This is a genomic window from Bradyrhizobium sp. Cp5.3, from assembly GCF_000426265.1.
In the GTDB taxonomy this organism is placed as follows: domain Bacteria; phylum Pseudomonadota; class Alphaproteobacteria; order Rhizobiales; family Xanthobacteraceae; genus Bradyrhizobium; species Bradyrhizobium neotropicale.
Map to the genome: position 1 here is coordinate 111,945 of NZ_AUFA01000011.1, position 14,399 is coordinate 126,343.

At 64.3% G+C, this 14,399-nt stretch carries 13 protein-coding genes; 11 read left to right on the plus strand and 2 right to left on the minus strand.

Annotation, left to right across the window (positions count from 1 at the left end; translation table 11 throughout):
• Window positions 1–3: 3 nt before the first annotated feature.
• Complete coding sequence (gene mobA, locus K289_RS0118020; RefSeq protein WP_027552814.1) at window positions 4–645, minus strand: molybdenum cofactor guanylyltransferase MobA; 642 nt, start codon at window positions 643–645, stop codon at window positions 4–6.
• Window positions 626–1,516 carry a formate dehydrogenase accessory sulfurtransferase FdhD gene (gene fdhD / locus K289_RS0118025; protein ID WP_027552815.1) on the minus strand — a complete coding sequence of 297 codons (891 nt, stop codon included), beginning with the start codon at window positions 1,514–1,516 and terminating at the stop codon, window positions 626–628. The genes mobA and fdhD overlap by 20 nt, the downstream gene beginning before the upstream one ends.
• Before the next feature lie 203 nt (window positions 1,517–1,719).
• Here fdhD and mobB point away from each other — a divergent pair, with 203 nt between their 5' ends.
• The 11 genes from mobB (at window position 1,720) to K289_RS0118080 (ending at window position 14,388) form a co-directional block, all read left to right on the plus strand.
• Window positions 1,720–2,247, plus strand: coding sequence for a molybdopterin-guanine dinucleotide biosynthesis protein B (mobB, locus tag K289_RS0118030; RefSeq protein ID WP_027552816.1), 528 nt, complete (start codon window positions 1,720–1,722; stop codon window positions 2,245–2,247).
• A 9-nt stretch (window positions 2,248–2,256) separates the two neighbouring features.
• Window positions 2,257–3,513, plus strand: coding sequence for a gephyrin-like molybdotransferase Glp (gene glp, locus K289_RS0118035; protein WP_027552817.1), 1,257 nt, complete (start codon window positions 2,257–2,259; stop codon window positions 3,511–3,513).
• A 45-nt stretch (window positions 3,514–3,558) separates the two neighbouring features.
• A complete protein-coding gene (locus tag K289_RS0118040) occupies window positions 3,559–3,822 on the plus strand; it encodes a sulfurtransferase TusA family protein (protein WP_027552818.1) in 264 nt (87 codons plus the stop codon).
• Between the two features lie 320 nt (window positions 3,823–4,142).
• On the plus strand, window positions 4,143–5,798 hold the full coding sequence (locus K289_RS0118045; protein ID WP_027552819.1) for an OFA family MFS transporter: 1,656 nt from the start codon (window positions 4,143–4,145) through the stop codon (window positions 5,796–5,798).
• Window positions 5,799–5,891: 93 nt separating this feature from the next.
• Complete coding sequence (locus tag K289_RS0118050; protein ID WP_027552820.1) at window positions 5,892–6,173, plus strand: hypothetical protein; 282 nt, start codon at window positions 5,892–5,894, stop codon at window positions 6,171–6,173.
• A gap of 247 nt (window positions 6,174–6,420) precedes the next feature.
• Window positions 6,421–8,127: an NADH-ubiquinone oxidoreductase-F iron-sulfur binding region domain-containing protein gene (locus K289_RS0118055; RefSeq protein ID WP_027552821.1), complete on the plus strand. Its 1,707-nt coding sequence runs from the start codon at window positions 6,421–6,423 to the stop codon at window positions 8,125–8,127.
• Entirely contained in the window at window positions 8,124–10,892 is a 2,769-nt protein-coding gene (gene fdhF, locus K289_RS0118060) for a formate dehydrogenase subunit alpha (protein ID WP_027552822.1), read from the plus strand. Before K289_RS0118055 ends, fdhF begins: the two co-directional genes overlap by 4 nt.
• A 217-nt stretch (window positions 10,893–11,109) precedes the next feature.
• Window positions 11,110–11,583, plus strand: coding sequence for a Cys-tRNA(Pro) deacylase (gene ybaK, locus K289_RS0118065; RefSeq protein ID WP_027552823.1), 474 nt, complete (start codon window positions 11,110–11,112; stop codon window positions 11,581–11,583).
• A 162-nt stretch (window positions 11,584–11,745) separates the two neighbouring features.
• Window positions 11,746–12,633, plus strand: coding sequence for an N-acyl homoserine lactonase family protein (locus tag K289_RS0118070; protein WP_063678836.1), 888 nt, complete (start codon window positions 11,746–11,748; stop codon window positions 12,631–12,633).
• 109 nt (window positions 12,634–12,742) lie between these two features.
• Entirely contained in the window at window positions 12,743–13,690 is a 948-nt protein-coding gene (locus tag K289_RS0118075) for an ABC transporter ATP-binding protein (RefSeq protein WP_035685035.1), read from the plus strand.
• Window positions 13,687–14,388: an ABC transporter permease gene (locus tag K289_RS0118080; RefSeq protein WP_027552826.1), complete on the plus strand. Its 702-nt coding sequence runs from the start codon at window positions 13,687–13,689 to the stop codon at window positions 14,386–14,388. Before K289_RS0118075 ends, K289_RS0118080 begins: the two co-directional genes overlap by 4 nt.
• Window positions 14,389–14,399 lie beyond the last annotated feature (11 nt).

Below are 14,399 nucleotides of genomic sequence, written 5' to 3' on the forward strand. Positions count from 1 at the left end.
TGGCTAGGAGGCCGCGTCGAGCGCCGCCAGCCGCTCGGCCTCCGCAATGTCCTCGACCGTGTTGGCATTGAAGAACGGATCGAGCGGCTCGGTCGGCCACGTCACGGTTGCGAGCGGATAGCGCGCGGTCCAGCGGTCGATCTTGCGGAGGTCCTCGACGACGAGCGCATGACGCAGCTCGTCACGCAGGCGGACGCGCCACAATCCGATCACCGGATGCGACTGCTCGCCTGACGCGGCGACTGCAAGCTGCGCATTCGCCGCCGCGCGCGCGTGATGCAGGCGCGCGACGAGATCGCGCGGCAGGAACGGGCAGTCGCCGGCTGCGCTCAGCACCCATTCGATCTCCGGCCGGTTTGCGGCGGTCCAGTCGAGCGCGGCGAGGATGCCGGCGAGCGGGCCGGGAAAGTCGGGCACGTCATCGGCGACGACCTGCAAACCGAACGCGGCAAAGCGCGCCGGATCGCCATTGGCGTTGAGGACCAGCCCCTCGCATTGCGGTGAAAGACGCGCGATCACGCGCTCCAGAATGGTGCGGCCACCGATCGTGCGTATCGGCTTGTCGCCGCCGCCCATGCGCCGTGCGAGGCCACCGGCGAGCAGCACGCCCTGTGTGGGCGGAATTTCAGTCGTCACCGCCTTCACCCTTGCGCTTGTGCTTGGCCGATTCCTCCTCGACGTAAGCGAGGTTCTGGTCGTAGACGATGCGCTCTTCGCCCGACAGTGCGATGAAGCGCTTGCCGCGCGTGCGGCCGACCAATGTCAGCCCGACTTGTCGCGCGAGGTCGACGCCCCAGGCAGTGAAGCCGGAGCGCGACACCAGGATCGGAATTCCCATGCGCACGGTCTTGATCACCATCTCGGAGGTGAGACGTCCTGTGGTGTAGAGGATCTTGTCGGATGCATCGACGCCGTGGCGGTACATCCAGCCTGCGATCTTGTCGACGGCGTTGTGGCGGCCGACATCCTCGGTGTAGCAGAGCGGCGTGCCTTCCTTGCACAGCACGCAGCCGTGGATCGCGCCGGCCTCGAGGTAAAGCGAGGGCATGGTGTTGATGGTCTGCGTCATCTGATAGAGCCAGGAGGTGCGCAGCTCCGCCTTCGGCAATGCGACGCTCTCGACGGCTTCGAGCAGATCGCCGAAGGCTGTGCCCTGCGCGCAGCCCGAGGTCTGCGTGCGCTTCTTCAGCTTGGCCTCGAAATTGGTGTGGTGCGAGGTGCGCACGACGACGACCTGGAGGTCGTCGTCGTATTCGACCTCAGTGACCACGTCATTATATTTCAGCATGTTCTGGTTGAGCAGATAGCCCAGCGCCAGATATTCCGGATAGTCGCCGATCGTCATCATCGTGACGATCTCCTGGGAATTCAGGTAGAGCGTCAGCGGCCGCTCCATCGGCACCTTGATCTCGACCCGGGCGCCGGTCTGGTCGGTCCCGGCCACGCTCTGGGTCAGGCGCGGATCGTCCGGGTTCGGAACGATCAGGGGAACGGGGGCTTTCTCGATCTTCATCATGGCCGCGAGGTTAGCATGACATTCGCCTCAAGCCGATATAAGCATGGCCGAGAGAGAGTAAAATGCCGCCTCGTCGTCATTGCGAGCGCGGCGAAGCAATCCAGGACTGCATCCGCGGAGACACTCTGGATTGCTTCGCTTCGCTCGCAATGACGGGGTAGCGGTTCCACCCGCGCGATGCGGCTGGCGGAGAACGAGTTGCCATGAAAGTCATCGGTCTTGCGGGATGGAGCGGCGCGGGCAAGACCACGCTCTTGACGCGGCTCATCCCGCATTTCAACGCGCAGGGATTGCGCGTCTCCGTGATCAAGCATGCGCATCACCAGTTCGACGTCGATGTGCCTGGCAAGGATTCCTGGCGGCATCGCGAGGCGGGCGCAGCCGAGGTGCTGGTCTCCTCCGCCAACCGCTGGGCGCTGATGCATGAGCTGCGCGGGGCCAAGGAGCCGCGGCTGCCGGAGCTGCTGGCAAAGCTGTCGGCGGTCGATCTCGTCGTAGTCGAGGGTTTCAAGCGCGAGCCGCATCGCAAGATCGAGGTGCATCGCGCCGCGAACGACAAGCCGCTGCTGTTCCCCGACGATCCCGGTATTGTCGGGATCGCGACCGACACCGCCATTGAAACGCGGCTGCCGACCGTCCATCTCGATGACATTCCGGCCGTGGCGGCGCTGCTGCTGCGTGCCGCGATGCCGGTCGAGGAGGCGGTCGCTAGAAGCGCTTCGCTGCGCTGACGAGGCACCATGGCGCAACTGTCCGACGATTGCTTTGCCTTCGGTGGACCGATGATGTCGGTCGACGAGGCCGTTGGCCTGATCACGACCCGCGTCAACGCGGTCGCCGATCTCGAGACGGTGACGCTGGTCGACGCGGACGGACGCGTGCTGGCGCGCGATATCCCGGCACCGCTGCCGCTGCCGCCTTTCACCAACTCCGCCGTCGACGGCTATGCCGTGCGCAATGCGGACCTCCCGCAAGGCGAAGCGCAGTCTTTCCCGCTCGATGGCCGCATCCAGGCCGGCGGCCTCGCGCAGGCGCCGATCAAGCCCGGCCATACCGCGCGCATCTTCACGGGCGCTCCGATGCCGCCCGGCGCCGAGACTGTTTTCATGCAGGAAGACGTGCGCATCGATGAATCGGGCGAGGTCGTGCTGCCGCCGGGGCTGAAGGCGGGCGCCAATGTCCGGCCCGCGGGTGAGGACATTCCGCAAGGCCGCGTCGCGCTGCGCGCCGGCCAGCGCTTGCTGCCGCAGCATGTCGCGCTCGCCGCGGCGTTCGGCCTGACCAGGCTCGACGTCGTCAGGCGCATCCGCGTCGCGGTGTTCTCGACCGGTGACGAGCTGGCTTCGCCCGGCGAGCCGCGTGCGGCCTCGCAGCTCTTCGACTCCAACCGTTTCATGCTGATGGCGATGCTGCGCCGGCTCGGCTGCGAGATCAGCGATCTCGGCATCCTGCGCGACGAGCGCACCTCGCTTGCGAGCGGCTTGAAGCAGGTTGCAGGCGCGCACGATCTGATCCTCACCACTGGCGGCGTCTCGACCGGCGAGGAGGACCACGTCAAAGCGGCGGTCGAGAGCGTCGGCTCGCTCGTGCTGTGGCGGATGGCGATCAAGCCCGGCCGGCCGGTGGCGATGGGCATCATCGGCGGCACGCCGCTGATCGGATTGCCCGGCAATCCCGTCGCGAGCTTCGTCACCTTCGTCCATGTGGTGCGGCCGACGGTGCTGGCGCTCGCGGGCAGCGCGCCTGAGCCGCTCACGCCGATCCCGGTGCGCGCGGCCTTCACCTACAGGAAGAAGTCCGGCCGGCGTGAATATGTTCGCGTCTCGCTGCGGCGCGCGGAAGGCGGCGCGCTGGAGGTCATCAAGTTTCCGCGCGAAGGCGCGGGACTGTTGTCCTCACTGGTCGAGACCGACGGTCTGGTCGAACTCGACGAGAGCATCACGCTTGTCGAGCCTGGGCACAGCGTTGGCTTCCTGTCTTATGCTGACCTGATCTGAAGGCCCCGCGTTGACGCCGTCGACCTGCCCCGCCATGTTGCGCTCATGACCAGGACCACGCTCGATCTCACCGGACTGAAATGCCCGCTGCCCGCCCTCAAAACGCGCAAGGCGCTGAAACCATTGCAGCCGGGCGATCAACTCGAAGTGCACTGCACTGACCCGTTGTCGGTGATTGACATTCCAAACCTGATCCGGGAGACCGGCGACAAGGTTGAGATCACCGAGCGCAACGACGCGCGCATCGTGTTCTTGATTGAGAAGGCAAATGCATCGATAGAAAACGTCAATGGTGCGCCGCGCTCTTGAGGACGTCACCTCGTTGATACCGACCATTTGTCTATCGACATCGATCGCCGCTTCTGTCCCAATTGACATTCTGCGTGGCGACGCGGAGGTTGAGTCATGCCTGCTCCACGCGGGGACAAGCTGGTCAACTTCAAGCCACGCCGCGGGGTGTCGGGCATAGATGCCCACCCAAGGGGTTAGACGTCTCGAATGCGCGTCGTGATCCTGGCGCGCGTCGAATCTTTGTGCGGAGCAGCAGGGACAGTTGCGCCGCAATGGGCTGAGGACAGGATCGTAGCAGCAGGTTCGCTCAGAAGGGCGTCCTGCAGGGGAGGATTTGTATGGCTACAGTTGAAAGCGCTGGAAGACTGTCGGGCGCTGGCGCGGGAATTCTCGATCGCGAGCACACCGTCGCAAAGGCCGGCTTCAATCGCTGGCTGGTGCCGCCGGCGGCACTCTGCATCCATCTCTGCATCGGCATGGCCTATGGCTTCTCGGTGTTCTGGCTGCCGCTGTCACGCGCCATCGGGATCACGCAGACCAAGGCGTGCCCGGACATCTCGCTGTGGCAGGAGCTGTTCACCACGACGTGCGACTGGAAGGTCGCGAGCCTCGGGTGGATGTTCACTTTGTTCTTCGTGCTGCTCGGCGTCTCCGCCGCGATCTGGGGCGGTTGGCTCGAGCGCGTTGGTCCGCGCAAGGCGGGCGTCGTCGCCGCGCTCTGCTGGGGCGGCGGCCTCCTGATCGGCGCCTTCGGCGTCTACGTCCACCAGCTCTGGATCATGTGGCTGGGCTGCGGCGTGATCGGCGGCGTCGGGCTTGGCCTGGGCTACATCTCCCCGGTTTCGACTCTGATCAAATGGTTTCCGGATCGCCGCGGGATGGCGACCGGCATGGCGATCATGGGTTTCGGCGGCGGCGCCATGATCGGCGCGCCATTGGCCAATCTGCTGATCAACTACTTCAAGACGCCGACGTCTGTCGGCGTCTGGGAAACCTTTGTCGCCATGGGCGTGATCTATTTCGTGTTCATGATGATCGGCGCGTTTGCCTATCGCGTCACCCCGGCCGGCTGGCAGCCGGAAGGCTGGACGCCGCCGAGCGAAAAGAAGTCGATGATCACCGAGCATCACGTCCATCTGAACAACGCACACAAGACGCCGCAGTTCTGGCTCATCTGGTGGGTGCTCTGCTTGAACGTGTCGGCCGGGATCGGCGTGATCGGCATGGCCTCGCCCATGCTCCAGGAAATCTTTGCCGGCAAATTGATCGGTCATCCCGAACTGACTTTCGGCCAGCTCTCCGTTGACCAGAAGGCGGTCATCGCGGGTATCGCGGCCGGCTTTGCGGGCCTGCTGTCGCTGTTCAACATCGGCGGCCGGTTCTTCTGGGCGTCGATGTCCGACTATATGGGCCGCAAGAACACCTACTACACGTTCTTCCTCCTCGGCATCGTGCTCTACGCGCTGGCGCCGACCTTTGCGGCGATGGGCTCGAAGCTGCTCTTCGTGCTCGGCTTCGGCATCATCCTGTCGATGTATGGCGGCGGCTTTGCGACCGTGCCGGCCTATCTCGCCGACATGTTCGGCACCCAGTTCGTCGGTGCCATCCATGGCCGGCTGCTGACGGCGTGGTCGACCGCAGGCATCATCGGCCCCGTGGTGGTGAACTACATCCGCGAGTTCCAGCTCGCGGCGGGCGTCCCACGCGATCAGCTCTACAACACGACGATGTACATCCTGTGCGCCATGCTGATCGCAGGCCTGATCTGCAACTACCTGATCAAGCCGGTCGATCCGAAATGGAACATGAGCAAGGAGGAGGTTGCCAAGCTCCAGGCCGCGAGCGCCAAGGGCGAGGCGACGATCCAGCACGGTTCCTTTGGCATCGGCACGGGAGGCCTTGACGTCAAGGCCGCGCTGTTCTGGGCCTTCGTCGGCGTTCCGCTGGCCTGGGGCGTCTACAAGACGCTCGAAAGCGCGGTGAAGATCTTCTGATCGCAAATCCGTACCGGCGTGAGGTGCTGACATTCAGCGCCTCATGCTGCGCGTTTCGCCAAGTCATCAAGAATGGGACCTAGGGGGATTCCTATGCTTCGCACCCGTATCTGCCTCGCCGCCGTGCTGCTGGCCGCGGGCCTTCACACCGCTTCGGCACAAACCGCACCCGCGACGCCGGCGCCGGCTGCGACGACGACCACTGCCAAGCCGCCGGGCAAGATCAAGCTCACCATGCAGAAGCTGAAGGACATGAAGGCGAAGTGGTCGGCCAACAAGCCCAGGCTGAAGGCGTGTCGCGCTGAGGTGAAGGCCAAGGGGCTGATCGGGGATGACCGCTGGTTCTATATCCAGGACTGCATGGAGAAGACCTGAAGAAAGGTTCCACGATCAACATCTCAAGGAGGCATGGCAGGCGCTCTGCCTGCCTCCTAAATCATTATAGAGACGTTCTAAATTTGCTTGCATCTGGTATGCCAGAGGCTAGAGTTTGTTGGAATGAGGCTTGATCCGCGGGAGGCCAGTCACGCTGTTCCCGGACGATCATCCTGGAAAATGAAGGTGGTTCGCGGCGGCGATTCTGCCTGAAGTCATCGCGGTTTTGAGGAGAACGCGGCGTTCCATGAGCAGCCACGACGTTCATAAGGTTCTTGAATTCGAACACCCGGGCGAGGGGCGCCGGCGCGCCAAGGCCACGCCCAAGGGCCGGCAGGTCGATCCCACTGCCGCGCACGAGATCGAGCAATTGCTCGGCGACAGACCGCGGCGGCGCGACCTGCTGATCGAATATCTGCACCTGATCCAGGACAAGTATCACCAGATCTCGGCCGCGCATCTCGCCGCGCTGGCCGACGAGATGAAGCTCGCTTTCGCCGAAGTGTTCGAGACCGCGACCTTCTACGCACATTTCGACGTGGTGAAGGAAGGCCAGCCGGACATCGCCCCGCTCACCATCCGCGTCTGCGATTCGCTCACCTGCGCCATGCTCGGGGCTGAGAAGCTGCTCAAGGAGCTTCAGCACTCCAGCGGCCCCGGCATCCGCGTGGTGCGCGCACCCTGCGTCGGCCGCTGCGATACGGCGCCGGCCGCGGAAGTCGGCCACAATTTCGTCGATCACGCCACGGTCAGCGGCGTGCTGGCGGCCGCGAAGGCCGGCGACACGCACGCGCATCTGCCGAAATACATCGACTACGACGCTTATGTCGCCGGCGGCGGTTACAAGCTGCTCAACCGCGTGCGCTCGGGCGACTTGTCGACGGACGATCTTCTGAAGTCGCTCGACGATGCTTCGCTGCGCGGGCTCGGCGGCGCCGGCTTCCCGACGGGCCGCAAATGGCGCGCGGTGCTCGGGGAGCCCGGACCGCGGCTGATGGCGATCAACGGCGACGAGGGCGAGCCCGGCACCTTCAAGGACCGCTATTATCTCGAAACCGATCCGCACCGCTTCATCGAGGGCATGCTGATCGGCGCGCATGTGGTGCAGGCCGCCGACGTCTACATCTATCTGCGCGACGAATATCCGGCCGCGCGTGAGATCCTGGAGCGCGAGATCGCAAAGCTCCCGGCGGGCGGTCCGACGCTGCACATGCGGCGCGGCGCCGGCGCCTATATCTGCGGCGAGGAATCCTCGCTGCTCGAAAGCATCGAGGGCAAGCGCGGCCTGCCGCGGCACAAGCCGCCTTACCCCTTCCAGGTCGGTCTGTTCGGCCTGCCGACTCTCATCAACAATGTCGAGACGCTGTGGTGGGTGCGCGACATCGTCGAGAAGGGCGCCGACTGGTGGAAGGGCCACGGCCGCCACGAGCGTCACGGCCTGCGCAGCTACTCGGTCTCCGGCCGCGTCAAGAACCCGGGCATGAAGCTCGCGCCCGCCGGCATCACGGTGCGCGAATTGATCGACGAATATTGCGGCGGCATGGCCGACGGCCACACCTTCTACGCTTACCTGCCGGGCGGCGCGTCAGGCGGCATCCTGCCGGCGTCGATGGACGACATCCCGCTCGATTTCGGCACGCTGGAGAAATACGGCTGCTTCATCGGCTCGGCCGCGATCGTGATCCTGTCGCAGAAGGACAGCGTGAGGACCGCGGCGCTGAACCTGATGAAGTTCTTCGAGGACGAGAGCTGCGGCCAGTGCACGCCGTGCCGCGTCGGAACCCAGAAAGCCGCGCTGCTGATGCAGAAGCCGGTCTGGAACCGTGCGCTGCTGGAAGAATTGAGCCAGGCGATGCGCGATGCCTCGATCTGCGGGCTCGGACAGGCGGCATCGAATCCGCTGACATCCGTGATCAAATATTTCCCTGACGAGTTCAAGGAAGCGGCCGAATGACGAAGATTACGTTCGAGCTCGACGGCAAGCAGGTCGAAGCCAAGCCGGGCGAGACCATCTGGCAGGTTGCCAAGCGCCAGGGCCGCGACATCCCGCATCTCTGCTACTCGCCGGAACCGGACTACCGGCCCGACGGCAATTGCCGCGCCTGCATGGTCGAGATCGAGGGCGAGCGCGTACTCGCCGCCTCCTGCAAGCGCACGCCGTCGGTCGGCATGAAGGTGAAGACCGAGAGCGCGCGCGCGGTCGCCGCGCAGAAGATGGTGATGGAGCTGCTCGTCGCCGATCAGCCGGCGCGCGAGACCTCGCACGATCCGGATTCGAAATTCTGGCACTGGGCCGAGACCACAGGCGTCACCGAGAGCCGCTTTCCCGCTGCCGAGCGCTGGACGACTGACGCAAGCCATCCGGCGATGCGCGTCAATCTCGATGCCTGCATCCAGTGCGGCCTGTGCGTGCGCGCCTGCCGCGAGGTCCAGGTCAACGACGTCATCGGCATGGCTTATCGTAATGCCGGCGCTAAGATCGTGTTCGACTTCGACGATCCCATGGGCGAGTCGACTTGCGTTGCCTGCGGCGAGTGCGTGCAGGCCTGCCCGACCGGCGCCCTGATGCCGGCCGTGATGCTCGACGACAAGCAGACCCGCGTCACCTACGCCGACAAGAAGGTGGATTCGCTCTGCCCGTTCTGCGGCGTCGGCTGCCAGGTCACCTATCAGGTCAAGGACGAGAAGGTGATCTATGCGGAGGGCCGCGACGGTCCTGCCAACCGCAATCGTCTCTGCGTCAAGGGCCGCTTCGGTTTCGACTACATCCACCATCCGCACCGCCTGACCAAGCCGCTGGTGCGACTGCCCAATGCGAAGAAGGATTTCAACGACCAGGTCGATCCGGCCAATCCCTTTACCCATTTCCGCGAGGCCTCGTGGGAGGAAGCGCTCGACATCGCCGCCAAGGGCCTCGTCAAGATCCGTGACGAGAAGGGCGTGAAGGCGCTGGCCGGCTTCGGCTCGGCGAAGGGGTCGAACGAAGAGGCCTATCTGTTCCAGAAGCTGGTGCGCACCGGCTTCGGCTCCAACAATGTCGACCACTGCACTCGCCTGTGCCACGCCTCGTCGGTGGCGGCGCTGTTCGAAGGCCTGAGCTCGGGCGCGGTGTCGGCGCCGTTCTCTGCCGCGATGGACGCCGAAGTGATCTGGGTGATCGGCGCCAATCCGACCGTGAACCACCCGGTCGCCGCGACCTTCATCAAGAACGCGGTCAAGCAGAACGGCGCAAAACTCTTCGTCATGGACCCGCGCAGGCAGACGCTGTCGCGCCACGCGACCAAGCATCTGCAGTTCAAGCCGGGCTCCGACGTTGCGATGCTGAATGCGATGATCAACACGATCATCACCGAAGGCCTGACCGACGACCAGTATATCGCCGGTTACACCGAGGGCTTCGAGGATCTGAAGGAGAAGATCAAGGAGTTCACGCCGGAGAAGATGGCGCCGATCTGCGGCATCCCGGCGCAAACCCTGCGCGAGGTCGCCAGAACCTACGCGCGGGCAAAATCCTCGATCATCTTCTGGGGCATGGGCATCAGCCAGCACGTTCACGGCACCGACAACGCGCGCTGCCTGATCGCGCTCGCGTTGATCACCGGCCAGGTCGGCCGTCCCGGCACCGGCCTGCATCCGCTGCGCGGCCAGAACAACGTGCAGGGCGCCTCCGACGCCGGCCTGATCCCGATGTTCCTGCCCGACTACCAGCCGGTCGGCCGCGACGACATGCGCGGCAATTTCGAGAAGCTGTGGGGCCAGGAGCTCGATCCCGTCCGCGGCCTGACCGTGGTCGAGATCATGAACGCGATCCACGCCGGCGAGATCAAGGGCATGTATGTCGAGGGCGAGAACCCCGCGATGTCCGACCCCGATCTGCAGCATGCGCGCCAGGCGCTCGCCATGCTCGATCATCTCGTGGTGCAGGATCTCTTCGTCACCGAGACCGCGTTCCACGCCGACGTCATCCTGCCGGCCTCGGCGTTCGCGGAGAAGGACGGCTCCTTCACCAACACCGATCGCCGCGTGCAGCTCGCGCGCCAGGTGATCAAGCCGCCGGGCGATGCGCGGCAGGATCTCTGGATCATCCAGGAGATCGGCAAGCGCATGGGGCTACCGTGGAATTATGCCGGCCCCGGCGAGGTCTACACCGAGATGGCGGAGCTGATGCCGTCACTCAAGAACATCAGCTGGGAGCGGCTGGTGCGCGAAGGTGCCGTCACCTATCCGGCCGACGATCCCAACAAGCCCGGCAACGAGATCATCTTCACCACGGGCTTCCCGACCGCGAGCGGTCGCGGCAAGATCGTGCCGGCCAAGGTCGTCCCGCCGGATGAGCTGCCCGACGACGAATATCCGATGGTGCTCTCCACCGGCCGCGTGCTCGAACACTGGCACACCGGCTCGATGACGCGGCGCGCGCAGGTGCTCGACCAGATCGAGCCCGAGGCGGTCGCGTTCATGTCGCCGAAGGACATGCGGAAGAAGAAGCTTTCGCCCGGTGATTTCATTCGCCTGGAGACCCGCCGCGGTGCGGTCGAGGTCAAGGTGCGTTCCGACCGCGACGTACCGGAGAACATGGTGTTCATGCCGTTCTGCTACGCAGAAGCCGCGGCGAACCTCCTGACCAACCCGGCGCTCGATCCGTTCGGCAAGATCCCGGAGTTCAAGTTCTGCGCGGCCAGGGCCGAACGCGTCGAAATCCGCGACGCGGCGGAGTAAGGCTCGGCGGGCGTTAGGCTGTTCCGATACTGCCCAAAATTCAGGTGTCGTCCCGGCGCAGGCCAGGCCTTCGCCGGGACGACGGCGGAGCGTGTGGCGGTATGTGCATTCACATCGTCATTGCGAGCGCAGCGAAGCAATCCAGAGTGTCTCTGCGGAAAGATTCTGAATTGCTTCGTCGCTTCGCTCCTCGCAATGACGGTGCTAGACATCACGCATGTCCAAAGTCACCCCCGCAACCCGCGCGCTCGCAGCCGCAGGCGTCGCCTTCACCGTTCACGCCTATGATTACGATCCCGAGGCCGAGAGCATCGGGCTGCAGGCGGCCTCCGCGCTCGGCGAGGATCCGGCGCGCGTATTGAAGACGTTGATGGCGCTGGTCGATGACAAGCCGGTCTGCGTTGTCGTTCCGTCCGACCGTGAGGTGTCGATGAAGAAGCTCGCCGCTGCCGTCGGCGGCAAGTCGGCGCAGATGATGAAGCCGCCCGAGGCCGAACGCGTCACCGGCTTCAAGGTCGGCGGCATCAGCCCGTTCGGGCAACGCCGTTCGGTGCGCACCGTAATCGAGCAGAGCGCGCTTGCGCTTGACCATGTCTATGTCAATGGCGGGCAACGCGGCTTGCAGGCGCGGCTCAAACCGGCCGACGTGCGGGATGTCCTGAAGGCGGTCGTGGCCGACGTGGTCGCTTGAGCGCTCCAAGCGGGGCCAATTGCAGCGCACAAGACGAGCGCGCTCCGTGCAGGCTGAATTTATGTGCCCGCTCGCGTGCATTGAGCCCTGCACAGCCGCATTAGACTATGGTAGGATGCTACATCCGCTGAAAAAAAGTGCGTCGAAAACAGGGAGGACGACATGCGGGTGACTGCGTCGAAGGTCCTTGGTTCGCTGGCCGCAGGACTTTTTTTTATGTCGGCCGCGGTGGCCGCCGAACCGCCAAAGGAGATGAAGCTCTACGTCTTCTCTTCGGGGGCACTCAATCTCGACAAGTCGATCATTCAGAACGGCAGTAGCGGCAAGGTCCAGATTCCTGTCGGCTTCTTCCTGATCCGCCATCCCAAGGGCGACGTTCTGTTCGACTGCGGCAACAACGACCGCATCATCAAGGATCCCGACTATTGGGGGCCGTTCGTGAAGGCTCTTGATCCGGGCCGTTCGCCCGACATCGCCATCGACGCGCAGCTTTCCAAGATCAACGTGAAGCCGTCCGACATCAAATATGTCATCCTCGGCCATTTCCACGTCGATCACGCCGGCAACATCGGCAAGTTCCTGGATTCGACCTTCGTTTACCAGCGCGACGAGATGAGGAACGCGTTCTGGCCTGCGCCGGGCTACGCGACCTTCTTCATCTCCGACGATTTCGCCATGCTGCGCAACAGCGTCGGCGGGGGCATGCCTTCCAAGTACAAGACCATCGAGCTCGACGGCGATCTCGACCTGTTCGGTGACAACAGCGTCTTCATCCACCGGACCGTGTCGCACACGCCCGGAAGCCAGATCCTGGTGGTGCGTCTGCCGAAGACCGGCACGGTGGTGCTGACCAGCGACGCCGTCTATCTCCAGGAGAACCTGGACAAGAATATCCTGCCGAGCATCGGCAGCGTCTATGATCCCGTCGGCATGCTCGATGCCTACGCCTGGGTGAAGCGGGTTCGCGACACCGAGGGCGCCGACATCATCTATGCCCACGACCCCGACACGTTCAAGGCGCACAAGCACTCGCCCGAATTCTACGAGTGATTGGTCGCCGCCGCGGATCAATGCGCCGCATAGTCATCCCGGGCCTTCGCGCCCGGGATTTTGCGCGGTAGGCTTAGGCGGTGTCCGCAAGAGGGATGTCTAAATCTCCATGCTTCCGGCTGTCTCTCCGGTCGTTCTCGCCGAGCGCGTTACAAAGTGGTACGGACCGCGACGCGCCGTCACTGACGTGTCCTTTGCGATAGCGCCGGGCGAGATCGTCGGCCTGCTCGGGCCGAACGGGTCCGGCAAGAGCACGATCTTCCGCATGCTCACGGGCTATCTGGTGCCGACCTCGGGGCGCATCGAGGTCGCCGGCCACGACGTGGTCGAAGATTCCCTCGGCGTGCGTCGCGCCATCAGCTACGTGCCGGAAGACGCGCCGCTCTACGACCATATGCGGGTCGGCGAGTTCCTGCATTTCATGGCCGGGATCAAGGGATTGCACGGGCCAAAGGCGAGGGAAGCGATCGACGAGGCGGCTGAGCGGCTGGATCTTGCGCGCGTCATGGAACTTACGACGGGGAAATTGTCGCGCGGCTTCCGCCAACGTGTCTCGATCGCACAAGCGCTCCTTGGCGATCCAAAAGTCCTCGTGCTGGACGAGCCGACCAGCGGGCTTGATCCGCACCAGGTGATCGCCGTGCGCGACCTGATCCGATCGCTGGCCGGACGCCACACCGTGCTGCTTGCCTCGCACATCCTGCCCGAGATCGAGAAGATCGCCTCGCGCGTGATGATCTTGCTCGACGGCGTGCTCTTGACATCCGACGCGATGAAAGATGCCGCGCACGATCTGACGTTGCGTCTGTCGGCGGACGCCACAGAAGATGCCGTGCGCGGTGCGACGAAGGCAATCGCCGGCGTGCACGAGGTCGTTGCAGATCCGGATGGTGCGGGACGCTTCCTCCTCAGAGCGGAGCAGCGTCCGTCGCTCGCGGCCGATCTGGTCTCCGCATTGGTCGCAGCTCAGATCCCGGTGCGCGAGCTGACCGAGCTGCGGCCCGATCTCGAACGGGTGTTTCTCGATCTCACCCGGCGACCGGAGGCGGCGGCATGAGAAGCTTCGCGGTGCTGCTAGGGAAGGAAGCGACGGCGTTGTTCTCCTCGCCGATCGCCTACGTGCTCATGACAGTGTTCCTGCTGATTATGGGCTACAGCTTCACGCTCACCCTGTTCCTCAGCCACCAGCCCAGCATGGTGCACATTTTCTTCCAGATGTTCGTGCTGTTCATGCTGACCGTGCCGCTGATCACGATGCGACTGTTCGCGGAAGAGCGGAAGCTCAAGACGCTGGAGGTTCTCCTGACCGCCCCGCTCTCCGAGGTCGCTATCGTGCTGGCGAAGTTCTTGGCCGCGATGAGCCTGATCGTGGTCATGCTCGTGCTGTCGGGAGCCTATGCGGCCTCGCTCGCCTGGTTCGGCGACCCTGATTTCGGGCCGATCTACAGCGGCTATTTCGGCCTGCTGCTGTTCGGATCGGCGCTGGTCGGAACGGGACTGCTGGCCTCGGCGCTGACGGCCAACCAGGTGATCGCGGCGTTGATCTCGCTCAGCGTGTTCCTCCTGCTCTGGATCATCGACAATTTCGGCTGGCTGCTGCCGAGCCCGGCGGACACGCTGGTGGTGAACCTGTCGCTGTCCGTGCATTTCCGTCCCTTTGCCGTCGGCTCGATCTATCTGTCCGACGTGGGTTTCTTCCTCAGCGTCACCCTGCTGACGCTGCTGTTGACGGTCCGGGCGCTGGCGCGGCGGTGAGAGACGCAAGG

Bases quoted from the DNA above. Each gene is read 5' to 3' on its own strand.
- K289_RS0118040 (WP_027552818.1), top strand. From the start codon at position 3,559: ATGACCAGGACCACGCTCGATCTCACCGGACTGAAATGCCCGCTGCCC.
- ybaK (WP_027552823.1), top strand. From the start codon at position 11,110: ATGTCCAAAGTCACCCCCGCAACCCGCGCGCTCGCAGCCGCAGGCGTC.
- K289_RS0118075 (WP_035685035.1), top strand. From the start codon at position 12,743: ATGCTTCCGGCTGTCTCTCCGGTCGTTCTCGCCGAGCGCGTTACAAAG.
- glp (WP_027552817.1), top strand. From the start codon at position 2,257: ATGGCGCAACTGTCCGACGATTGCTTTGCCTTCGGTGGACCGATGATG.
- K289_RS0118055 (WP_027552821.1), top strand. From the start codon at position 6,421: ATGAGCAGCCACGACGTTCATAAGGTTCTTGAATTCGAACACCCGGGC.
- K289_RS0118045 (WP_027552819.1), top strand. From the start codon at position 4,143: ATGGCTACAGTTGAAAGCGCTGGAAGACTGTCGGGCGCTGGCGCGGGA.
- K289_RS0118070 (WP_063678836.1), top strand. From the start codon at position 11,746: ATGCGGGTGACTGCGTCGAAGGTCCTTGGTTCGCTGGCCGCAGGACTT.
- K289_RS0118050 (WP_027552820.1), top strand. From the start codon at position 5,892: ATGCTTCGCACCCGTATCTGCCTCGCCGCCGTGCTGCTGGCCGCGGGC.
- mobB (WP_027552816.1), top strand. From the start codon at position 1,720: ATGAAAGTCATCGGTCTTGCGGGATGGAGCGGCGCGGGCAAGACCACG.
- K289_RS0118080 (WP_027552826.1), top strand. From the start codon at position 13,687: ATGAGAAGCTTCGCGGTGCTGCTAGGGAAGGAAGCGACGGCGTTGTTC.
- fdhD (WP_027552815.1), bottom strand. From the start codon at position 1,516: ATGATGAAGATCGAGAAAGCCCCCGTTCCCCTGATCGTTCCGAACCCG.
- fdhF (WP_027552822.1), top strand. From the start codon at position 8,124: ATGACGAAGATTACGTTCGAGCTCGACGGCAAGCAGGTCGAAGCCAAG.